25 protein-coding genes are annotated in these 21,778 nt (G+C 29.3%); all 25 read right to left on the reverse strand.

Annotated features, from left to right (window positions below):
• Positions 1-131: 131 nt before the first annotated feature.
• The gene (locus JYG23_RS04860; RefSeq protein WP_207237424.1) at positions 132-1,118 is read right to left on the reverse strand and encodes a M42 family metallopeptidase; all 987 of its coding nucleotides are present in this window, start codon (positions 1,116-1,118) and stop codon (positions 132-134) included.
• 15 nt (positions 1,119-1,133) lie between these two features.
• Positions 1,134-2,141: a M42 family metallopeptidase gene (locus JYG23_RS04865; RefSeq protein WP_207237425.1), complete on the reverse strand. Its 1,008-nt coding sequence runs from the start codon at positions 2,139-2,141 to the stop codon at positions 1,134-1,136.
• Positions 2,132-3,178, reverse strand: coding sequence for a M42 family metallopeptidase (locus tag JYG23_RS04870; protein ID WP_207237426.1), 1,047 nt, complete (start codon positions 3,176-3,178; stop codon positions 2,132-2,134). The genes JYG23_RS04865 and JYG23_RS04870 overlap by 10 nt, the downstream gene beginning before the upstream one ends.
• Before the next feature lie 66 nt (positions 3,179-3,244).
• Positions 3,245-4,684 (reverse strand): S1 RNA-binding domain-containing protein, encoded by a 1,440-nt coding sequence (locus tag JYG23_RS04875; protein ID WP_207237427.1) that lies wholly within the window; start codon positions 4,682-4,684, stop codon positions 3,245-3,247.
• Positions 4,665-5,516 carry a 4-hydroxy-3-methylbut-2-enyl diphosphate reductase gene (gene ispH / locus JYG23_RS04880; protein ID WP_207237428.1) on the reverse strand — a complete coding sequence of 284 codons (852 nt, stop codon included), beginning with the start codon at positions 5,514-5,516 and terminating at the stop codon, positions 4,665-4,667. The genes JYG23_RS04875 and ispH overlap by 20 nt, the downstream gene beginning before the upstream one ends.
• 10 nt (positions 5,517-5,526) lie before the next feature.
• Entirely contained in the window at positions 5,527-6,117 is a 591-nt protein-coding gene (locus JYG23_RS04885) for a 1-acyl-sn-glycerol-3-phosphate acyltransferase (RefSeq protein WP_207237429.1), read from the reverse strand.
• 1 nt (position 6,118) lies between these two features.
• Positions 6,119-6,760 (reverse strand): (d)CMP kinase, encoded by a 642-nt coding sequence (cmk, locus tag JYG23_RS04890; protein WP_207237430.1) that lies wholly within the window; start codon positions 6,758-6,760, stop codon positions 6,119-6,121.
• 43 nt (positions 6,761-6,803) lie between these two features.
• Positions 6,804-7,166: a chorismate mutase gene (aroH, locus tag JYG23_RS04895; protein ID WP_207237431.1), complete on the reverse strand. Its 363-nt coding sequence runs from the start codon at positions 7,164-7,166 to the stop codon at positions 6,804-6,806.
• Between the two features lie 100 nt (positions 7,167-7,266).
• Positions 7,267-8,127 carry a MurR/RpiR family transcriptional regulator gene (locus JYG23_RS04900; RefSeq protein WP_207237432.1) on the reverse strand — a complete coding sequence of 287 codons (861 nt, stop codon included), beginning with the start codon at positions 8,125-8,127 and terminating at the stop codon, positions 7,267-7,269.
• A gap of 6 nt (positions 8,128-8,133) precedes the next feature.
• A complete protein-coding gene (locus JYG23_RS04905) occupies positions 8,134-8,676 on the reverse strand; it encodes a 2-oxoacid:acceptor oxidoreductase family protein (RefSeq protein WP_207237433.1) in 543 nt (180 codons plus the stop codon).
• Positions 8,677-8,698: 22 nt separating this feature from the next.
• Positions 8,699-9,520 carry a 2-oxoacid:ferredoxin oxidoreductase subunit beta gene (locus tag JYG23_RS04910; RefSeq protein WP_207237434.1) on the reverse strand — a complete coding sequence of 274 codons (822 nt, stop codon included), beginning with the start codon at positions 9,518-9,520 and terminating at the stop codon, positions 8,699-8,701.
• A complete protein-coding gene (locus JYG23_RS04915) occupies positions 9,520-10,668 on the reverse strand; it encodes a 2-oxoacid:acceptor oxidoreductase subunit alpha (protein ID WP_207237435.1) in 1,149 nt (382 codons plus the stop codon). The genes JYG23_RS04910 and JYG23_RS04915 overlap by 1 nt, the downstream gene beginning before the upstream one ends.
• Entirely contained in the window at positions 10,661-10,864 is a 204-nt protein-coding gene (locus JYG23_RS04920; RefSeq protein WP_207237436.1) for a ferredoxin family protein, read from the reverse strand. Before JYG23_RS04920 ends, JYG23_RS04915 begins: the two co-directional genes overlap by 8 nt.
• A gap of 214 nt (positions 10,865-11,078) precedes the next feature.
• Positions 11,079-11,651: a class I SAM-dependent methyltransferase gene (locus JYG23_RS04925; protein WP_207237437.1), complete on the reverse strand. Its 573-nt coding sequence runs from the start codon at positions 11,649-11,651 to the stop codon at positions 11,079-11,081.
• Positions 11,652-11,662: 11 nt separating this feature from the next.
• Positions 11,663-12,376 (reverse strand): pseudouridine synthase, encoded by a 714-nt coding sequence (locus tag JYG23_RS04930; RefSeq protein ID WP_207237438.1) that lies wholly within the window; start codon positions 12,374-12,376, stop codon positions 11,663-11,665.
• Between the two features lie 163 nt (positions 12,377-12,539).
• A complete protein-coding gene (locus JYG23_RS04935; protein WP_207237439.1) occupies positions 12,540-14,240 on the reverse strand; it encodes a [FeFe] hydrogenase, group A in 1,701 nt (566 codons plus the stop codon).
• 4 nt (positions 14,241-14,244) lie between these two features.
• Positions 14,245-16,119 carry an NADH-quinone oxidoreductase subunit NuoF gene (locus JYG23_RS04940; RefSeq protein ID WP_207237440.1) on the reverse strand — a complete coding sequence of 625 codons (1,875 nt, stop codon included), beginning with the start codon at positions 16,117-16,119 and terminating at the stop codon, positions 14,245-14,247.
• A complete protein-coding gene (gene nuoE, locus JYG23_RS04945) occupies positions 16,119-16,601 on the reverse strand; it encodes an NADH-quinone oxidoreductase subunit NuoE (protein ID WP_207237441.1) in 483 nt (160 codons plus the stop codon). Before nuoE ends, JYG23_RS04940 begins: the two co-directional genes overlap by 1 nt.
• 307 nt (positions 16,602-16,908) lie before the next feature.
• The gene (locus JYG23_RS04950) at positions 16,909-17,946 is read right to left on the reverse strand and encodes a D-alanyl-D-alanine carboxypeptidase family protein (RefSeq protein WP_207237442.1); all 1,038 of its coding nucleotides are present in this window, start codon (positions 17,944-17,946) and stop codon (positions 16,909-16,911) included.
• Entirely contained in the window at positions 17,927-18,319 is a 393-nt protein-coding gene (locus JYG23_RS04955) for a hypothetical protein (RefSeq protein WP_207237443.1), read from the reverse strand. Before JYG23_RS04955 ends, JYG23_RS04950 begins: the two co-directional genes overlap by 20 nt.
• The gene (locus tag JYG23_RS04960; protein WP_207237444.1) at positions 18,320-18,688 is read right to left on the reverse strand and encodes a hypothetical protein; all 369 of its coding nucleotides are present in this window, start codon (positions 18,686-18,688) and stop codon (positions 18,320-18,322) included.
• 28 nt (positions 18,689-18,716) lie between these two features.
• Positions 18,717-19,259 (reverse strand): SMC-Scp complex subunit ScpB, encoded by a 543-nt coding sequence (gene scpB / locus JYG23_RS04965; RefSeq protein WP_242631635.1) that lies wholly within the window; start codon positions 19,257-19,259, stop codon positions 18,717-18,719.
• Positions 19,260-19,288: 29 nt separating this feature from the next.
• Positions 19,289-20,026, reverse strand: coding sequence for a ScpA family protein (locus tag JYG23_RS04970; RefSeq protein WP_207237446.1), 738 nt, complete (start codon positions 20,024-20,026; stop codon positions 19,289-19,291).
• Positions 20,027-20,047: 21 nt separating this feature from the next.
• The gene (locus JYG23_RS04975; protein ID WP_207237447.1) at positions 20,048-21,202 is read right to left on the reverse strand and encodes a D-alanyl-D-alanine carboxypeptidase family protein; all 1,155 of its coding nucleotides are present in this window, start codon (positions 21,200-21,202) and stop codon (positions 20,048-20,050) included.
• A gap of 92 nt (positions 21,203-21,294) precedes the next feature.
• On the reverse strand, positions 21,295-21,774 hold the full coding sequence (locus tag JYG23_RS04980) for a dCMP deaminase family protein (protein WP_207237448.1): 480 nt from the start codon (positions 21,772-21,774) through the stop codon (positions 21,295-21,297).
• Positions 21,775-21,778 lie beyond the last annotated feature (4 nt).

The raw sequence follows: 21,778 nt of genomic DNA on the forward strand, positions 1-21,778 counted from the left end.
TTTAATACATTCTAGACCGTTTGTCAAATAGTTTAATTTATAACAAAAATATGTAAATATGTATTATGTTCCTTTTTTATCAGCAATGGTAATTATATAGCTTATTCTTAAAGCATAAGCTTTATAGAATATTATTTATTTGCAATTGCTACCGCTAATTTAATACACTCGTTAACGTCAAATTTACTAACTATTTCATGTCCTGAGTGTATGTTTCTTGAAGGAATAGAAATACAACCACTTCTTATACCACTTTTGTTAATATGAGCTGCTCCTGCATCTGTTCCACCGAATTCTAGAACTTCATATTGATATTTAATATCATTTTTTTCAGCAACTTGTGTCATAAGTTCTTTTACCTCAACAGGAACTAATAAAGAATTATCTCTTAACTTAATTGCTGCACCACCATCTAATTTAACTGCCATTTTTATTCCGTTTAATGTATCACCTGTTGCTGTAACATCAAGTGCTACAAATAAATCAGGCTCAACTGCAAAGCTTGATGTTTTAGCTCCTCTACATCCAACTTCTTCTTGTACAGAGAATGAAAAATATAAATCATTGTCTGTTTTAAAGTTCTGCTTTAAGGCTTCAATCAAAACATAACATCCTATTCTATCATCAAGAGCATTGCACATAACGTATCCATCATTTTCATAATAGCTTGTCTTAGAAACACACATATCACCAATGCTTACAACTTTCTCTGCTTCTTCTTTAGATGTAGCCATGATATCTATATATAAATTGCTTATTTTTAATTTACCATAATCGTCAACTTTTTCTACGCATACTATTCCTTGAGTTTTATTGTCAAAAACAACTCTTTGATCAAGCATCTTGTATGGACTAACTCCACCTACTGCGCAAAATCTCAAAAATCCTTTATCATCAATATCAGTTATAAGTAAACCGATTTGATCCATATGAGCTGAAAACATAACTTTTTTTCCAGTACCTTTTTTATGGCAAACTAAATTTCCCAATGCATCTACAGTTATTTCATCTACTAAACCCTTTACTTGTTCAGTAATATATTCACGTACATTTTTTTCTCTTCCTGATGGTGAAAAACAATCAGAAAGTTCATTCATTAATTTTGAATTGAATTGCATAATATTTACACTCCTCTATTTAATTTCTTCTATTATCGCTTTAGTTAATTTTACAACGTTTTCATAGTCATCCTTACTTGCAACACTTATTGGTGAATGGATATATCTACAAGGTGTTGATAAAGTTACTACTCTTGAACCAGCTTTTCTGGTATTTATAGATCCGGCATCAGTAGAACCAGCATTACTTCTTCTAAACTGATATGCTATATTATTTTTCTTAGCAACTTCTTTAACGAAGTTAACGTCATCTAAATTGTAAATTGTGCTACCGTCCATCAATGATACTGCTGGACCTTTACCTAAAACTGTTACTTTATCATTGTCTTTAACTTCTGGCATATCTGCTGATATTGTACCTTCGAGAACTATTGAAAAATCAGGATCTACTACATCCGCTACTACTTTAGAACCTATTCCTCCAACTTCTTCCATAACTGCAAAACAGCCATAATAATCTATATCTAATTTCATAGCCAATAATTCTAAAATAGCGCTACATCCAGTTCTATCATCTAATGCCTTTGCTTTTATTAAATTATCTCCAAATTCTACATAATCACTTTTAAATGATACATAATCTCCAATGTTAACTTTTTCTTCTGTACTTTCTTTTGAAGTACTTCCTATATCTATGTATAAACTTTTTACAGGTATTGTAGCTCCTCTTTCCTCTGCTGTCATAAGGTGAATAGCCTTAGATCCAATTACACCTGGAACTTTGTCTTCACCTATTTCAACAAGCTTAGAGTTTAATGTTCTTGGATCAATCCCACCAACTGTAGAAAACTTGATAAATCCGCTATCATCTATTGATGAAACCATAAAACCAACTTCATCCATGTGAGCTGTAAGCATTATTTTTTTACTCTTTGCTTTCCCGATATTATGAGCAATAACATTGCCTATTTTATCAACTTTGTACTCGCAACCTATTTCATCTAACTTTTGTTTTATGTAATTTCTTACTTCAAATTCACATCCTGATACTCCAGATAATGTAGTTAATTCCTTTAAAAACATGTTATCTCCTCCAAATCAGAATTATCTATCTCATTGATAAATCTTGCTATCAATGAACCTATGCTCTTTACATCATTCATACTAATTACTTCAACTGAGGTATGCATATATCTAAGTGGTATAGATATTAGTAAACATGGTACACCAGTTTGAGTTACTTGTATAGCTATAGCATCAGTTCCACTTCCTGCTGGAGCTATTTCTAACTGATAATCATAATTGTATTCTTTTGCTACCTCTATTAATTTTTTATTAAGCTTTGGATTAAAGTTTGCACCCAAACAAATTCCTCCGCCTTTACCCATTTTCATAGTATTTGATGGCAATTCTGGTGTACTACCAAATCCTACATCAACTATGATTGCAATATCAGGGTTTATTTTATAGCTCGAAGTTCTTGCACCTCTAAGTCCAACTTCTTCTTGTGTTGTTGCTGTATAGTAAACATCACTTTTATGTCCAATTTTACTTAGTTCTTTTGCTACTTTGTACATAACTGCTACACCTGATTTATTGTCAAGTGATTTACAAGTAACCATATCGTTTTCAAGCAACTGAGCTTGTCTATTAATTGTCGCTACGTCACCTATTGATACAATCTTTTTAGCATTATCTTTTGACATTCCTATATCTATGTACAGCTCGCTAATTTTTGAAGCTTTTTTCATTTCTTCAGCACTTGTTATATGTGGTGGCTTAATACCAATAACTCCTCTGACATTTTCTTTGCCACATACAACTACATCTTGAGCTATAAGTGATGCAGGATTTATTCCTCCAACTGTAGTAAATGATAAAAATCCATTGTCTAAAATATCAGTTACCATTAAACCTATTTCGTCAATATGTGCTGCTAGCATTATTTTTTTGCCATTACTACCAGTGCTTTTAAATATGTAACTTCCTAAATTATCTTGTTCAAAGTTATCAGTATATTCAGAAAAATATTTTTTTAATACTTGACCATTTTTATATTCTGAACCTGAAACAAAAGGACTGCTACATAATTCAAATAAAAAATCTTTTGTCTTTGACATACTTACCTCCTATAGTATATAAATATTGCTTTGGCGCAAACCAAAGCAATTATTAACTATTTATATTTATTTAAATAAATCTTCTAATCCTTTTAATTTATCACCTATTGTAAACTCTTCATTATTGTTTGAAGAGTATGAAACTGGACCTTTTTTACTAGAAAACTCATCAGTTTCCTTTTCTTCAAGAACAAATGTTAAATCTAGTTTTTTACCTTTTCTATCTATATAAGTAATTTTTGCATCTTTTTCTTCACCAATTTTTACTACTTTTGCAGGTGTTCTTAATCTTTCTGAAGAAACTTTAGCAATAGGCACAAAACATTCTACATCTTCACTAGCGTGAACATATACACCCTCTAATAATATTCTTGTTACTTTTACAGGAATAATTTGTCCAACAGTTAAATCTTTTGCAAATTTATCAAATGGATGCTCAACTAATTGTTTCATTCCTAAATTAACTTTTCTTTCTTTTTTGTTTATGTTAATTATTTTAACAGATATTTCATCTCCAACGTTAACTACATCAGTAACTTTTTCAATTCTTAACCAAGAAATATCTTTAATGTGTAGTAAACAATCTATATCATCAACTGTTACAAATGCACCAAAATCTACTACTCTTACTACTTTGCCAGTTACGATTTGTCCAACTTTATTATCATCGCAGAATATTGCCCAAGGACTTTTTATAGTTGCTTTATAGCTTAATGATAATTTTTTGTTTTCTATATCTATGCTCTTAACTTTAACTTTTATTTTGTCTCCAACATTAACTACTTCTGATGGATGCTTAATTCTGTTCCAAGAAATTTCATTGATATGAAGTAATCCGTCTACTCCGTTGATGTCTACGAAAGCACCATAAGCTTGAAGATTTTTAACTGTTCCTTCATATATTTCACCTTCTACTAAAGTGTTCCAAACTTCTTTTGCTTTAGCTTCTTTTTCTAATTTTTCTATAGCTTTTGAAGTTAAAACTAATTGCTTTCTACCTTTTCTATTTTTTGTATCCAATATATTAACTTTTAATGTTTTGCCAACAAAATCTGATGGATCAACATTTCTATTAATAGAAATGTGATTTTTAGGTATAAAACCTTTAATTCCATTAACTTTTCCAAATATTCCAAATTCACAAGCTTCTATTATTTTTGTTTCAATTATAGCTTTTTCAGATTTTAATTTTTCGAAATTTTCCCATATTTTTTGTTCTTCAATTGGTTTTCTAGTCAATACTACGTTTCCGTCTTGATCTCCTAATTTTACGACTAAAGCTTCTACTTCGTCTCCTTCTTTAACAACATTAGTTAAATCTTCTACAAAATCATAGCTATATTCATCTCTAGTAAGAACTCCATCAGATTTATAGTTTAAATTGATTGATATGGCTTCAGGTTTTACAGAAATAACTGTACCCTTAATCAAATCACCTGTTCTAATCTTTGACACACCATAATCTTCAAATAATTCACTCATTGTTTTATTCTGATTGTCTGACATATTGTATAACCTCCTCGATAACCCAGTCAGGCGTAGAAGCCCCCGCCGTTATCCCTATCTTTCTTTTTTTATCTATATACTTATAAGGTATTTCCCTATAATTTTCTATTAGAAACGTATTAATGCAGTAAGAAGAACATAAATCAAAAAGTTTTTTCGTATTAGAGCTTTTTTTTCCTCCTATTACTAACATAACATCTACTTTTTTTGCAATTTCAACACACGCATCTTGTCTCTTTTTTGTTGCATCGCAAATAGTATTATACCTCACTATATTAGTATAATCATTTTCATTAAAGAATTCAACTATTTCTTTATAAATATTATTATAAAATGTAGTTTGACATACTAAGCAATATTTTTTATCCCTGTTTATATTTAATTTTCTTACTTCTTCTAAACTATTTGCACAATATAAAGGTCCTTCTATCCACCCAGATATACCTTTAACCTCTGGGTGATTAGGATTACCTATGATTAATATTTCATATCCTTCTTCACTGTGCTTTCTTACTATTTCGTGTATTTTCTTTACTCTTACACACGTCGCATCAACATACTCAATATTATGCTCGTTTAAAAAATCTATATCTTTTTTAGGAACACCATGAGAACGTATTAATATTTTTTTATCTTTTTTTTCAAGTGATTTATCTAAATCATATACTACCTCTAAACCTTTTTCTTTCAAAAAATTTATTTCATCTTGATTATGAATTATTTCACCGTAGCTTATTAAGCTACCATCTTCATCAAGCGATTTTTTTGCAATTTCAACAGCATTTTTAACTCCAAAACAAAATCCCATATAATCTGCTTTAAATATCTCCATATTACCCACCTTAATTTACCTCTTTTTCTAAGCTATAAATATCTCTAAGCATTTCTTTACTAACTTCTCTATACTGTGCACTCGTAACTTTGCCTTCGAAGTTTTGAAAATACTTTTTAGGCTTTCCAAAAAATATTTCCACTTTACTAAATATTTTATAACTTGATTTTATAAATATTGGAATAATATTGGCGTCACCTTTATTGGCTATAAGAGCTATACCTGATTTTGCATTTTCTTCATTATATTCATTAACTCTTGTACCTTCTGGGAATATGCCTAAAACTTCTCCATTTTTTAGTATTGACAAAGCACCTTTTATCGTGCTTAAGCTTGGTTTGTCTCTATCTACTGGGAACGCACCAATATACTTTAATACATTTTTTATAAAAAATACATCAAATAATTCTTTTTTTGCCATAAAATTTATATGTCTTTTTGTATAAATCATAAGCATAACAGGATCAAAATTAGATATATGATTACTACAAACAATACATTTTCCAGTAGATTTATTAAAATTTTCAACATTATATAGCTTTACTCTAAAAAAAGGAAATAAAACAACTTTTACTAAACCTTTTAAAAATTTTACCAACATTTTATTTCTCCTTTATAATGTTTACTATTTTTTCTACAACTTCATTAATATCAAGCTCTGTTGTGTCAACAACTAAAGCATCATCTGCTACTATTAACGGCGAGTTTTTCCTTGTAGTATCATTGTAATCTCTTTTGTTAATATCATCAATAACATTTTGTAATGAAACACAATAACCTTTTTTTATAAGCTCTTCATATCTTCTTCTAGCTCTTGTTTCTGCACTTGCAGTTATAAAGAATTTATATTCAGCATTAGGAAATACAACAGTAGTGATGTCTCTACCATCCATTACAATATTTTTCTTACAAGCTATATTTCTTTGAATATTTACTAATTTATCTCTAACTGATTGTATTTTAGATATTTCAGATGCCTTTTTAGATAAGTTTTCAGTTCTAATAAATGGTTCAACATTTTCGCCATCTAAATAAACATTATTATTATTATAGTCAATATCTGTATTCTCTAAAACGGCTTGTATGTTTTCTTCTTTTATTTCTATATTATTTTTATCAAACTTATAGGCAATAGCTCTATACATAGCTCCAGTATCTATGAATTCAAAACCAAGTTTTTTACTTAGCATTTTTGCAACAGTGCTTTTACCAGCACCAGAAGGACCATCTATAGCTATAATCATTATAATCTCCTTTAAATAATTGTATTATATATTTTTAAATTTATTAATTAATTAAATCTGGTCTCAATTTTTTTGCGTTTTTCAAATAAATATGTTTTGGATTAAATATGTCATCGTTAGAATTAATTGTTACCATAACACGTATACAAAATTTCAAACTATTTTCAACATACATCTCTTGCATACACATAAGACTGCAATTTATAAAACCAATTTTTCTAGCAAATTTTGCTGGATAATCAGCTGTAATATCTTTTGTTGCTGTAAATATTAAACTACAGCAATCATCTATGTTAATATTATTTATGTGTAAAATTTCTTTTAATAAAATTATAGTATTTTCTTCTATTTGTTCTATTGAATTATCTTCAATAGTTATTGCTCCACGAATACAATATTGTCTCATATTATCACCCTAATTATTATAATATAAAAATTAAAATATCACAAGAAAAAAAACAGGCTTACAATTAACATAAACCTGTTTTAAATATCTAAATCACTATTTATTGATAAATACTATGTTTATTCCAAATAATTTCAAGATCATTAAATGACTCAACAATATCATTTCTTTCTTTTGCACCAATGTTTAAAATCAAACTATTGATTAAGCACATTGGTACTACCAATGAATCAACAAATGATACAATATTATTTTTTGCAAGCAATGACACATCTGCTAATTCATATACTGGTGATGCTTCTGTATCAGTTATTGCAACAATTTTTGCGTTTTTATCTTTAACTATTTTAACAGCATCTATTGTGTTTGAAGAATATCTTGGAAAACTAATACATATTAGTACATCATCTTCTTTTATACGAATTATTTGCTCAAACAATGAGTTAACACCTGAGTTGTTTAAAATTCTAACATTATCTAGCATAACATTTAAATAAAAACCCATATAATTAGCTAATGTTGAAGAAGTTCTCATACCTAATATATACACTTTTTTTGCATTAGATATAATATTGGTTGCTTCGTCTAATGATGAAGCATCTATATTGTCCAATAAATATTTTATACTATTCATTTCATTTCTAATTACTTTTTTATGAAATTTTTCTGTATCTTTATCAATATCTTCATTTAATCCAATTCTTTGTACAGTAGTTAGCTTGTTCTTAATAAGTACTTGTAATGATTTTTGAAGCTCAGGAAATCCAGAAAATCCAAGTGCACCAGCAAATCTAACAACAGTAGATTCACTCACATCAACTATTTCACCTATTTTTGAAGCAGTCATAAATGCTGCTTTGTCATAATGTTCAATTATGAACTCAGCAATCATTTTTTGTCCCTTGCTAAACTTATTATATCTGCTTTGAATTAGAGTTATTAAATCAGATGTATTATTCATAATAAATTATCCTCTAACTAGTGCGACGCCTTCTTCAAATGCTTTAATATTTTTTTCTATTGTTGCTTTTGGAACTCTTCCTGCTATTGTGCTTTTTATTGTTTCTAATTTTATAATATCCTTGCAAGCTAATTCATATATTACACCTATTGATACTATGTTTGCTACCATCGCTATACCAATTTTTTCTTTTGCAGTTCTTAGTATCGGTAATTTATAAATTGTTTTTACTTTAATATCACTTGGGACTTCAACACTTTCATCAACTATTAAAATTCCATCTTCATCTATTTTTCCTATATATTTATCAAAAGCCTTTTGAGTTAATGACAACAATAATTTATTGTTCATAACTTTTGGATAATTAATATCACTATCACTAATTATTACTTCAGCTTTACTAGCTCCACCTCTTGCTTCAGGTCCGTATGATTGAGTTTGTATAGCATTTAAACCATCTTCAATAGCTGCATCAGCAAATATGATTGCTGCAAGTATAACGCCTTGTCCGCCAGAGCCACTTAATCTCATTTCTCTTTTTTGAAACATAATTTAACACTCCTTCGTTTGATTAATCTTGGAACTTATCAATAATCGTTTTGTAACACTCTGTATATTCTGGTGATGGATTATTGTATAATTCACCTATTATTATTTTGTTTTCAACAAGTTCAGGTTTTTTATCTGCAATTTTTTTATCAATACAGTTATCTTTTAAGTAAGTTAACATTTTTACTGAATCGCCTTTTTTATTCTTTCTTCCATAGTTTGTTGGACATACACTAATGCCTTCTATGAAAGAGAAACCTTTGTTTTTGATACCATTTTCGATAAGTGTTGTAAGTTGAGTTGCATGATATGCAGTTGCACGACCAACATATGTAGCTCCTGCTCCTTGTGCCAATGAACATAAATCAAACGTTCTGTCAACATTACCATGTGGGGCTGTTGTAGCAAAATCTCCTGTAGGAGTTGTTGGTGAAAATTGTCCACCAGTCATACCGTATATATTATTGTTAAAACATATTGTTGTTATATCAATGTTTCTTCTGCAAGCATGTATTAAGTGATTACCACCTATTGCTGAACAGTCTCCATCTCCTGTAACTACTATAACTGTCATATCTGGGTTAGCATGTTTTACACCAGTTGCGTAAGCTATTGCTCTACCGTGAGTTGTATGTAGTGTGTTAAAATCAATATATCCAGTTGCTCTTGATGAACAGCCTATACCTGAAACAACACATACATTATCTTTATCTAATCCTAAATTATCAATTGCTCTTACTAAAGCGTTTAATAAAATACCATGACCACATCCCGGACACCAAATATGAGGTAATTTTCCATCTCTATAATATTTTTGAGTTAAATCACTACAATTATTCATCATTATTTACCTCCATTAACTCTTTGTTTAATTTCGTTAGGAGTAATTAATTCTCCAGTTACTTTTGATATTAAAACTACTTCACAGTAATTAGAAGCAACTCTTTGAACTTCATAGAAATATTGTCCTAAGTTCATCTCAGCAACATATATTCTCTTAACTTTTTTAGCTAAATCTATAATTTGTTTTTCTAGTAAAGGCCATATAGTTATTGGTCTAAACATACCAACTTTTTTTCCTTCATTTCTAAGCTCAATTACTGCTTGTTTAGCACTTCTTGAAACTCCACCGAACGCAATTACAGCTTCTTCGGCATCTTCTAATTTATATTCTTCATAGTATGAAAAATCATCTATGTTTTTTTCAACTTTATCACATAGTCTTTCAACTAATTTGCCTGATACTTCATTATCATTTGTAGGAAAACCAGTTTTATCATGAGTTAATCCTGTAATATGTATTCTATAACCAGTTCCAAATGCTGGTAATGGATGTACCATAGTTTTTTCGTCCATGAATTTATCATCATATTGTACGAATTCTTTTGGCTCACATGTTGGTTTAACTCTATGTAACTGTTCAATTTCTGATGGATCTTTTACCATAAGTTTTTCTCTCATATGTCCTATAGTTTCATCCATTAGATATACTACTGGAGTTCTGTATTTTTCTGCTAAATTAAATGCTGTACCAATAAATTCATATGTTTCTTGTACTGAACCTGGTGTTAATGCAATAGCTGGATGATCTCCATGAGTTCCCCATTTAGCTTGCATAACATCTCCTTGAGATGGGCTTGTTGGAAGTCCTGTACTTGGTCCACCTCTTTGTACGTTTACAATAACACATGGTATTTCAGCTAAGCAAGCATATCCTAAGTTTTCTTGCATTAGAGAAAATCCAGGGCCACTTGTTGCAGTCATTGACTTTAAGCCAGCACAAGATCCGCCTATAACAGCAGCCATACTAGCTAACTCATCTTCCATTTGTAGAAATTTACCGCCTACTTTAGGTAAGTTTTTTGCTGATAATTCAGCAAGCTCAGTAGATGGAGTTATAGGATAACCAGCAAAAAATCTCATTCCTGCTGCAATAGCTCCTTCGATACAAGCTTCATTACCTTGAGCTAATTTATATTTACTATTACTCATCTTTACTACCTCCTAAATATATTGCGCTATCTGGACATCTTAATTCACATAATCCACATTTAATACAGTTATCTATATTTACAATAACAGCTTTTTCTTGCTCTATAGCAAGAACTTGTTTTGGACAAAATGCTGCGCATATTCCACAACCCTTACACCATTCTTTGTTAATAGTTAGACTATTTTTATTAGCCATCTTTTAACCTCCTAGTTTTTAAAACTATTTTATTGACACATCTATATTAACACATTATTATTTTTTTGCAAGAAAAATTTCATTATTTTTTAAAATTGCAAGAATAATTTCAATTTATGCATTGACTTGCTTTGTGTAACGTTTTCCATGCTCCTTTATAGTGTTAAAAATAGCAAAATGCATGAAATAATTTACATAAATCATGCATTTTTATCTATTTATTTGATTCTATAATATATATTTCAGGTGGAAAATTGTTTTTGTTCAATAGCTTTATTTTTATAACATTATATTTTCTTCTATCAAGATTTGAAATATACTCTAAAATATGATTAGATTCCTCACCCTCATCGTGAAGAATGTACGAGGATATGTAAATCCTTCCAATATCACTCATTCTCATAATAGCATTTTCTATTGCTCTAATACTACTTTGATAATTTGTTTTAACTGTTTTATCTGAATTTGGCAAGTACCCAAGGTTAAATACACATATATCTATTTTAGTATTAATATATTGTAAAAGATTTTCATGTGAATCCAATATTAATTTATAGTTATCGCAATTATTATCATTTAATAATTTTTCTGTATTTTTAATTGCATTATCTTGAACATCAAATCCATACACAAATCCATTATTTTGACATAAATTGCATAAAAATAGTGTATCAAATCCGTTACCTACTGTAGCATCAATACATTTTAAATTTTTATCATCTTCATAGCTATTTTTTATCAGCATGTGTACAAAATCTACAATTTTTCCATACTTTATATCATTCATTTATACCACCTCTACAAAGATTTTAGATATTTTATTTCTTCATCACTTAGATAATTCCAAGTTCCAATAGTTAAATCTTTCAATTCAATACTGCCAAAAGAAATCCTCTTAAGTGAAATAACCTCTTTCCCAACTGCTGCTAGCATTTTTCTCACCTGTCTATTCTTACCTTCATAAATACTTATTCTAACTTTTGTTATAACTCCATCAGAATTTAGGATATCTACTATTGCAGGTGATGTTGTATATTCTTCTATTTTTATTCCATGTCTTAACCATCCTACATCTGTAGCATTTAATCTTCCTTTGACCTTGGCAATATATGTTTTATAAACCTTGTATCTTGGATGCATCAACTTATTGGCTAAATCTCCATCGTTTGTTAACAATAAAAGTCCGCTTGTATCATAGTCAAGTCTACCTATTGGATATATTCTATCAGGTATATCAATTAAATCTATAACACATTTTCTATCAAACTGATCTTTAACTGTTGTCACATATCCTGTAGGTTTATTAAGCTTTATATATAATAATTTTTCCACTGGTTTAATTTTTTTACCATTAACACATACACTATCCTTTTCTGTATCGACTTTAAATCCTAATTCATTTACTAATTCATCATTAACTGTGACTTTACCATCTAATATCATTTCTTCAGCTTTTCTTCTTGAAGTTACTCCACAATTAGCAATATATTTTTGTAATCTTTCGTAAGACATCTTAATTCCTCGTATTCTTTAATTTATATTTATTATATCAAGAATATTATAATATATTTTACTTTTTTTTAAAAGTTTTTTATAAAGTCACCATATTTTTAAAACGACAAAAAAAGAGCTGCTAAATAATTTAATATTTAATACAGCTCCTTATATTTATATACTAATGCTTATGCACGTGTAATATGTGTCTTTTATCTTTTAAAATTGTACTGTAAACTTGTTCTATAATAGGGTTTTCTGAAGCGCGTTTTATTTGTCTAGTTTTATCTATTGAATAAAGTCCTTTTGATCTTAATCTTCTAACATTAGCAATAGGACGCTTATCTGGTGCTGGTTGTCCTCCACCGGCAATACAACCACCTATACAAGACATAACCTCAACTAAATCGTATTTTTTCTCTCCAGCCTTCATTTGCTTGATAACCTCATCTGCATTTTTAAGACCATGTACTACACAAATGCTTATCGTTCTATCGCCAAGTGTAACAGATGCTTCTTTAACTGCTTCTAATCCTCTAACCTCATTAAAGATTATTTCACTTTCAGCTTTTGATTTTTTACCATTCAATACTCTACGTAAAACTGCTTCTGCAACACCACCAGTAGCACCAAATATAACTCCTGAACCTGATGAAATACCAAAAGGCATATCTAAAGATTCTTCTTCAAGGTCATTGAAATTTATACCCATTTCTTTAATCATCATTGAAAGTTCTTGTGTTGTAAGAACTAAATCAACCTCTTTTGTACCATTATCTGTAAATTCTTCTCTAGAAGCTTCCATTTTTTTTGCTGTACAAGGCATAATAGATATAACAAAGGTTTCTTTCAAATCCTGTTTATCTTTCTCTATAAATGCTTCTTTTGTAACTGTTCCAAACATTTGTTGAGGTGATTTACATGATGAAATATGTGGCAACAATTCGGGATATCTATTTTCAGCAAATTTAACCCATGCAGGACAACATGATGTAAACAATGGTAAACTACCATCATTTTTAGTTAATTTTTCTAAAAACTCATCGCTTTCCTCTATTACTGTTAAATCTGCAGCAAATGAAGTATCATAAATCTCGTCAAAACCTAATTTTCTCAACGCTGTTACAGTTTTTCCAAGTGATGCTGTACCAGGTTTAAGTCCAAATTCTTCTCCAATTGCTACTCTAACTGCTGGAGCAATTTGTGCAACTACTCTTTTTGTTTTATCAAATATTGCATCCCATGCCTTTTGAGTTTCGTTGTTTATTGTTATAGCACCAGTTGGGCAAACAACTCTACATTGACCACAAGAAACACAATTTGTATCATCTATAACTCTATTGAAAGCAGGTGCAATTTGGACATTTGAACCTCTGTTTACAAAACCAATTGCTCCAACACCCTGAACTTCTTCGCACATTATAACACAGTCACCACATTTGATACATTTATTTGGATTCCTTATAATTGCCTTGCTTGATTTATCTATAGGAATTTCTTTTCTTGGTGAATCAAATCTATTTTTTGTTATACCATATCTTCTTGCTAAATCTTGTAATTTGCATTTTCCTGTAACGTCACATGCTGTACAATCCTTATCATGATTTGCAAGTAGTAACTCAAGAATCATTTTTCTATATTTTCTAACTCTTGCACTATTAGTGTATATTTCTAAACCATCTTTTGGTTTTTCAGAACATGACGCAATTATATTTCCTCTTGCAGTTTCAACACTACACATTCTACATGACCCATGAACACTTAATTCAGAGTGATAGCAAAATGTCGGCACGTCTATTCCAACACTTCTTATAACAGACAAAATATTTTTTTCATTTGTAAATGGCACTTTCATACCATCAATAATCATAGTTCCAGCCATCTCTCTAAACCTCCTTAATTGCTTTAAATGGGCATGTATCGATACAAGTCCCACACTTAATACATTTTTTAGTATCTATTGTAAATGGTTCTTTAATTTTACCAGTTATTGCTCCAACAGGACATACTTTTGAACATTTACTACATCCTTTACAAATATCTTTATCAATTTGTATTTTAGTAAGTTTTTTACATGTTTTAGTTGGGCAAACTTTATCTACAACGTGTGCCATATATTCATCTTTGAAATATTCAAGCGTACTCAATACAGGATTTGCAGCAGTTTTACCTAAACCGCATAATGCTGTATTTTTAACTGTATCAGCTAATTCATATAATAAATCAATGTCCTCAACCGTTCCATTGCCTGCTACTATTCTCTCCAATATTTCAAGCATTCTCTTAGTGCCTTCTCGACAAGGTATACACTTACCACAACTTTCTTTTTGTGTAAAATTCATAAAGAATCTTGCTACTTCAACCATACAAGTATCTTCATCCATTACAACCATACCACCCGAACCAATCATTGCACCAACTTCTTTTAATGAATCGAAGTCAAGCTTGATATCAAGGTGTTTTTCAATAAAACATAAGCAACCACCAGATGGTCCACCAATTTGAACAGCTTTAAATCTCTTTCCGTCCCTAATACCACCACCTATATCGAAAATAACTTCTCTAAGTGTAGTTCCCATAGGAACTTCAATCAATCCTGTATTAACAACATTTCCTGTTAATGCAAACGCTTTTGTTCCAGGACTTGTTTCTGTACCATACTTTCTGTATCCATCTATGCCTTCATTGATAACAATTGGAACATTAGCAAACGTTTCTACGTTGTTTAAAACTGTAGGCTTAGCCCATAAGCCTTGCTCAACTGTTCTTGGAGGCTTAACTCTTGGCATACCTCTTTCACCTTGTATAGAAGCAGTAAGTGCACTACCTTCTCCACAAACAAAAGCACCTGCACCTTGATTGATATGTATATCAAAATTAAAGTTAGAACCTAAAATATTTTTTCCAAGCAAACCATAATCTTTAGCTTGTTCTATAGCAATTGATAATCTTTCAATAGCCATAGGATACTCTGCTCTAACATATATGTAACCATTATTAGCACCCGTCGCAAATCCAGCAATCATCATACCTTCAATTATTTTGTGAGGATCACCTTCCATTATACTTCTATCCATAAAAGCACCTGGGTCTCCCTCATCACCATTACAAACTACATATTTAACTGGTTCCTTTTGATTTAATACCTGTTCCCATTTTTTACCTGTCGGAAAACCTCCACCACCACGTCCTCTTAAGCCTGCTTCACTAACTAATGCACAAATTTCTTTTGATCTCATTTCAGTAAGTGCAATACCGGCAGCTTTATATCCGCCTTTTGCTATGTATTCTTGAATATGTTCTGCATCTATACGTCCACAATTTTCTAAAACTGTCCTTGTTTGTTTTTTATAAAATGGTATTTCATCTTCTGTAGGGTAAACCTTTCCATTGGATTTAAACATCAGTCTTTCTACCGGTTTTCTGTTTATTACAGTAGTTTGAACTATTTCTTCACAATCTTCAACTTTTACATGTAAATATAAATAATTAAAAGGTTCTATTCTTACCAATGGTCCTGCTTCACAAAAACCATGACATCCGCTTTTTTTAACACTTATACCTTCTTGCTCTTTCTCCAAGTTTACTTCTACAAGTAAACCTTTTTCTTTAACTAATTCCTTAATACGTTCATAAATTTTTAATGATCCACCGGCAACGCAACCTGTACCACCACAAACTAGAACTTTTATATATTGTTTTTCTAAAGATTTTCTATAAGTTTCAGATACACTCAATAATTCTTCAAAACTTTTTATCATTATATCTTCTCTCCCATCTTTATCTTATTAATTAACTCAACAGCTAACTCTGGAGTCATTTTAGGGAAAACCTTATCATTAATTGTTATAACAGGAGCAAGTCCACATGCTCCTAAGCACGAAACTGTCTCTAAAGTAAATTTCATATCATCCGTAGTATGTTTTTCTTCAGACAACTTTAATTCTTTTCTCATAGCATCCAAAATACGGGTCGATTTTCTAACATGACACGCTGTTCCATCACAAATTTTTATAACATTTTCACCTTTTGGTTCCAATGAGAAATTTTCATAAAATGTTGCAACACCATAAACTTTTGATTGGCTTAAATCCAACATTTCTGCAATCAATATCATTGCATCTTCAGGTAGATATCGATATTCTTTTTGTATAGCTTGCATAATGTTAATCAACTGTGCTTTTTCACAATTAAATTTATTAACAACTTCAGCTACTTTTTGTTTCATCTCATCTGCTATCATTTTAATCCCCTCAAATTAATATTTTTAACACATAATCCATGTTAACATATTGTAGTATACATTATGATTATAAATTTGGCAAGAGATTTTTAAACATTTTGTTAATTGTTTTACAATATTAGTAATAAATGGATTATAATTTATTATATTAAGTGTGATTCTAAAAACTATTATTCAGCTTAATTAAATTTATGACACTTATTATAATTTTCTTGCATTTTATATTGTTTATTAAATAACAAAATCTATGACTATTATTATTAAAATATCAGTCATAGATTTTACATATTTATTTATTTTATGAATATTATTGATAATTCAGTTTTCCTGTATATATAATTTTATCTTTTAAACAAACATTAAAAAAGCCATAAACTTTATTATTTATTTCATTTTCTATATGAGAAATTGTTTTTATTATTTTAATACTTATATTTTCCTTTTCTTCTTCTGTTAAGATGTAACTAAATCCACTATCCGCTAACACTGGTTTTTTTTCGTCATCTATTAACATAAGTTGTTTTTCATCAACTATATTATACTTTCTATAATTTTCAAATGCATAATCAAATACTTTATAGCTATCTCTGAACCATTCACTATCATTTAATACTACAACTATTAATTCCATTTCATCTTTTTTTGCAGAAGCAACTAAACACCTTCCAGCAACTTTAGTATATCCTATTTTTACTCCTGTACCATATTTATACTGATAAACAACCTTATTTTTATTTATAAAATAAAAATTATTTTCCGAATTATTATACTGTTTTGTAGCTGCTATTTTTCTAAACAATTCATTTCGTAAAGCATATTTTGTAATTATCGCCAAATCATAAGCAGTTGTATAATGATTTTTATCATGTAAGCCATGAGGATTTACAAAATTCGTATTGTATGCACCAAGCTTCAAAGCCTTTAAATTCATTTTATCAACGAAATTATCAACGTTTTTATTACCTGCAAAATATGCTACTGATGTAGCTGCATCATTACCACTTCTCAGCATAACTCCATATAATAAATCAATCATTTTTGCCTTTTGATTTGGTATTAAATACAAACTTGAACCTTCAATATTGGTACATTTTGCAGGAATGCAAACTATATCATTTAAATTTTTATATTCTTCTATTGCCAATATCGCAGTCATAATTTTAGTAGTACTAGCCATATACATTTTTTTATCAGCATTTTTAGATGCAATGATACGCCCTGAATCAGCATCAATTACAATATAAGCCTCTGCATTTACAAATGGCATATCATCAGCATAAACTTTCACAGATAAAAGGTTACATAATAAAATTAGACACAGAAATTTAATCATGAAATTTTTCATTGCTACATTTCTTCTCCTTTACTCCTTTTATGTTAGTAATTATGTTTGATACCACAGAAGCAATATCGTTAACAGGACTTGATACACCATTTAAATTTATTGATTTTATTTCATCATCGTTTTCATATATCAGTAATTGTGGACTTAGTGATAAATTTACATACGCTGCTCCAGCAAATGGTTTAGTATCTACATTTCTAAATTTTTTTTCTAAATCGCCTCCACCAACTACAAAATTCATATTTAATTTTGATATAGCTAAGTAATTTGAATTTTCATACTTTATTGTACTACTAATAAGCTTCTCATTTTCAGTTATACTGTTGATATTGTTTAATGTCGTTTTTATTATACTTTCAATATCACTACTCATTTAATACACCCCTTTGGTTATAATATTTACAACGCTAAATTCTATTGCAACAGACAATTTATTATTATAGCATTCAGAATAAAAATTTATATCTTTTATATAAAAAGGTCGTATAAGGTACTTAAATCTAACCCTTATATTTCTTTTATATAAATCAATTTTATTTTCATTCTTATCAAGCAATTTCTTAATTATTTTCAAAAAATTATATTTAATTTTTATCGTTTTAGAAAACTTGAATAAAACTATTTTGATTAATACTATTGCTTCGTTATATGTTATATTTAATTTTACTTTTATTATTATTGACAAATACAACATTAATATAACTAATAGTATAACTAAAATTATTACAAATAATACCTTCATATCTAAATAAAAAAGCAATATAGCTTGTCTATATTGCTTTTTTGTCTCCATCCTCTTCAATTTCTATTTTTGGAAGTTCTTCGATAGTTTTTAATCCAAAATGCTTTAAAAACTCAGCGGTTGTACCAAATAATGTTGGCTTGCCTGGTTTATCAAGCTTACCTACTTCTTTTACTAAACCTTTTTCCATCAAACCTTTTACAATATTAGAACTTTTAACACCTCTGATAATATCAATTTCAACTCTTGTTACGGGTTGCTTATATGCAACTATAGAAAGCGTTTCAAGAGCAGCAGTCGACAACGACTTTGTTGTTGTCGACTCCTGCATTAAAAGATTTATATATTCATAGTTTTCTGATTTTGTTGTTAGCTGATAAGTGTCTCCAAATTGTCGTAGAAGCAATCCTCTTTTTTCATCTTTATTATATTCTTCAACCATTTCAGTTAATACTTGTATTGTTTCAGTATGTTTCATGTTCAGTATATTAGAAATTTCACTTAGCTTTAATGGTTCTCCCCATACAAATAGTAAACTTTCTATAATACTTTTTATTTTTTCATTTTTCATCATGTTCCCCACTTTAAATATTAAATCATTTAATTTTCAGAAAGAATATGAATATCGCTAAAGTTGTCATTTTGCATAATTTTTATTCCTTTCATTTTAGAAAGCTCAAGTACCGCTAAAAAAATTGAAACAACATATTCTTTGGTGTTTAATCTATTAGTATTTTCTTTAAACAAGGCAAAAACAGATACGAATGGTTTTGCTTTAAGCTTAACTAAAATACTATCTACACAATCTTTTACACTAAAACTGTCTCGATATATTTTATTGATTTTAGAAGTGTTTTCAACTATTTGTATATCCTTTTCCTTCAAAAGCTTAATAAAAACATTGTATAATTCATATACATTTACTTCATTAATAGAAAATTGCTCTCTATGATTTAAATCTTCAACTTCTATTTCTTCTTTAGGCTTTGTATAGTAAAAGTTAGTATTATTTTCAAATTCTTTTAACCTTTCAGATGCATATTTGCATATCTTGTATTCAAGCAATTGGTTTACAAGTTCTAGTCTTGGATCTTCGCATTCTTTTTCCTTTATTGGCAATAGCATTTTAGATTTAATTTCTATCAATGTTGCTGCCATTAATATAAATTCACTTGTGATATTTAAATTTAATTGCTTCATTTCATCTAAATATGCTAGATATTGTTCAGTAATTTCAGATATAGGTATATCGTATATATCAACCTCGCGTTTTTCAATTAGATAAAACAATAAATCAAATGGTCCTTGAAATGTTGATAAATTTATTGAATACTCCATAAAAGAATTTTTTACCTCTCGTTAATTAATTAATTTTTTAATAATATTTCTAATATAAAATTCAAAAAATGGTTGTTTGGGAATTTCACCTTCTGGATACAAATCAAATTCTTTTAGAACTTTACCATCCTTTGATACGGTAAGTTTACCAATAGGCGTAAGATAGTCTAATGGCGCTTTTAAATGTTCATTTATTTTATATTCTATACTATAATCTTCAATTTTGCAATTACTTGTTGTCAACAAGCTAATATTTTCTTTGCAAATGATATTTATATTTTCTTTTGTTGAGCATTCAACACAAGCTTGCGTTATAGGCTGTTCCTTTTCATAAAATAATAAGTTTTTATAATTAGCGAAGCCATGATTTAGAAGTTTTGCAGCCTCTTGAAATCTAACTTTTGTATCATCACAACCTAAAACAACAGCTATAAGCTTTGTACCCTTTCTCAATGCAGCAGCTGATAAACAATATTTAGCTTCATGTGTATAACCTGTTTTTAGTCCTAATAACCCATTATAGTTATTTATTAATCTATTTGTATTAACCAAAACTTGTTCTATATCTTTATTTTTGCCTACCATTATGCTATCCATCCATGTAAGCATGTATTTATTGGCATAATCATATTTTAAAAGTTCCATTGACATTAGTGCTATATCATAAGCGCTAGAATAATGATTTTCGCAAGGCAAACCTGTAACGTTCATAAACTGTGTATTTTTCATATTCAATTCAATTGCCTTTTCATTCATCATATTCACGCAAGCTTCTTCTGAGCCAAAAAGCAACTCTGCCATAGCTACAGATGCATCATTTGCACTTCTTATGCATATAGCTTTTAATAAGCTTTCAACTGTTTGTACTTCATTTTCTTCAAGAAAAACTTGACTGCCACCCATACTAGATGCGTGCTTTGTAATAGTAGTTTCATCTGTGAACTTTATGTCGCCCGAATGTAATTTTTCACTAGTAAGTATAAGTAACATTATTTTTGTTATACTCGCTGGGGAAAGCTTATCATTACAATTTTTCTCGTATAAGATTTGACCATCATCTGCACTCAGTAACACTACAGATTTTGAAGATAATGTTAAGCTATCATCGTTGTCAGCAAAAGCTACTATTGAATTTAATAATAACGTAATTAATAAAAATATGGATATTTTCCTCATTAAAAGACCTCCTTTTATGAGTAGAATATCCATATTAAAGTTAAATATACAATTATCTTAACTTAATTCATATTTGTATTTGTTACAAATTTTTAAAGTATAAATTCTATATTTTTCTCGCTCATTTTATACTTAGTATATTTCAAATTAACCATATCAAACATTTTTTTTGATGCTATGACAGAATCAGTTTCAGAGTATTTATCTGATAAATATACAATTTCTATGATACCACTTTGAATTATAGCTTTTGCGCATTCATTACACGGAAATAATGTTGTATATAATTTTGTACCTTTTAACGAACCACTATCATTGTTTAATATTGCATTTAATTCTGCATGACATACATATAAGTATTTTGTTTCAAGAGGACTTCCTTCTCTATCCCAAGGCATAACAGCGTCATCACATCCTGTTGGCATGCCATTATATCCAACAGATAGAATTTTGTTATCTGAATTTACTATGCATGCTCCAACCTGAGTAGTACTGTCCTTACTTCTCTTAGAAGAGAGAATCGCCAATCCCATAAAATATTCATCCCAAGATAAATAATCAGCATATTTCATATTT

The organism is Sedimentibacter sp. zth1, assembly GCF_017352195.1.
Taxonomy (GTDB): domain Bacteria; phylum Bacillota; class Clostridia; order Tissierellales; family Sedimentibacteraceae; genus UBA1535.

Bases quoted from the DNA above. Each gene is read 5' to 3' on its own strand.
- JYG23_RS04910 (WP_207237434.1), bottom strand. From the start codon at position 9,520: ATGATGAATAATTGTAGTGATTTAACTCAAAAATATTATAGAGATGGA.
- scpB (WP_242631635.1), bottom strand. From the start codon at position 19,259: ATGAAAAATGAAAAAATAAAAAGTATTATAGAAAGTTTACTATTTGTA.
- nuoE (WP_207237441.1), bottom strand. From the start codon at position 16,601: ATGATAGCAGATGAGATGAAACAAAAAGTAGCTGAAGTTGTTAATAAA.
- ispH (WP_207237428.1), bottom strand. From the start codon at position 5,516: ATGGAGATATTTAAAGCAGATTATATGGGATTTTGTTTTGGAGTTAAA.
- JYG23_RS04970 (WP_207237446.1), bottom strand. From the start codon at position 20,026: ATGGAGTATTCAATAAATTTATCAACATTTCAAGGACCATTTGATTTA.
- JYG23_RS04930 (WP_207237438.1), bottom strand. From the start codon at position 12,376: ATGTCTTACGAAAGATTACAAAAATATATTGCTAATTGTGGAGTAACT.
- aroH (WP_207237431.1), bottom strand. From the start codon at position 7,166: ATGAGACAATATTGTATTCGTGGAGCAATAACTATTGAAGATAATTCA.
- JYG23_RS04955 (WP_207237443.1), bottom strand. From the start codon at position 18,319: ATGAGTAGTGATATTGAAAGTATAATAAAAACGACATTAAACAATATC.
- JYG23_RS04950 (WP_207237442.1), bottom strand. From the start codon at position 17,946: ATGAAAAATTTCATGATTAAATTTCTGTGTCTAATTTTATTATGTAAC.
- JYG23_RS04925 (WP_207237437.1), bottom strand. From the start codon at position 11,651: ATGAATGATATAAAGTATGGAAAAATTGTAGATTTTGTACACATGCTG.
- JYG23_RS04875 (WP_207237427.1), bottom strand. From the start codon at position 4,684: ATGTCAGACAATCAGAATAAAACAATGAGTGAATTATTTGAAGATTAT.
- JYG23_RS04870 (WP_207237426.1), bottom strand. From the start codon at position 3,178: ATGTCAAAGACAAAAGATTTTTTATTTGAATTATGTAGCAGTCCTTTT.
- JYG23_RS04940 (WP_207237440.1), bottom strand. From the start codon at position 16,119: ATGATAAAAAGTTTTGAAGAATTATTGAGTGTATCTGAAACTTATAGA.
- JYG23_RS04960 (WP_207237444.1), bottom strand. From the start codon at position 18,688: ATGAAGGTATTATTTGTAATAATTTTAGTTATACTATTAGTTATATTA.
- JYG23_RS04920 (WP_207237436.1), bottom strand. From the start codon at position 10,864: ATGGCTAATAAAAATAGTCTAACTATTAACAAAGAATGGTGTAAGGGT.
- JYG23_RS04885 (WP_207237429.1), bottom strand. From the start codon at position 6,117: ATGTTGGTAAAATTTTTAAAAGGTTTAGTAAAAGTTGTTTTATTTCCT.
- JYG23_RS04980 (WP_207237448.1), bottom strand. From the start codon at position 21,774: ATGAAATATGCTGATTATTTATCTTGGGATGAATATTTTATGGGATTG.
- JYG23_RS04915 (WP_207237435.1), bottom strand. From the start codon at position 10,668: ATGAGTAATAGTAAATATAAATTAGCTCAAGGTAATGAAGCTTGTATC.
- JYG23_RS04975 (WP_207237447.1), bottom strand. From the start codon at position 21,202: ATGAGGAAAATATCCATATTTTTATTAATTACGTTATTATTAAATTCA.
- cmk (WP_207237430.1), bottom strand. From the start codon at position 6,760: ATGATTATAGCTATAGATGGTCCTTCTGGTGCTGGTAAAAGCACTGTT.
- JYG23_RS04860 (WP_207237424.1), bottom strand. From the start codon at position 1,118: ATGCAATTCAATTCAAAATTAATGAATGAACTTTCTGATTGTTTTTCA.
- JYG23_RS04900 (WP_207237432.1), bottom strand. From the start codon at position 8,127: ATGAATAATACATCTGATTTAATAACTCTAATTCAAAGCAGATATAAT.
- JYG23_RS04865 (WP_207237425.1), bottom strand. From the start codon at position 2,141: ATGTTTTTAAAGGAATTAACTACATTATCTGGAGTATCAGGATGTGAA.
- JYG23_RS04935 (WP_207237439.1), bottom strand. From the start codon at position 14,240: ATGGCTGGAACTATGATTATTGATGGTATGAAAGTGCCATTTACAAAT.
- JYG23_RS04905 (WP_207237433.1), bottom strand. From the start codon at position 8,676: ATGTTTCAAAAAAGAGAAATGAGATTAAGTGGCTCTGGCGGACAAGGC.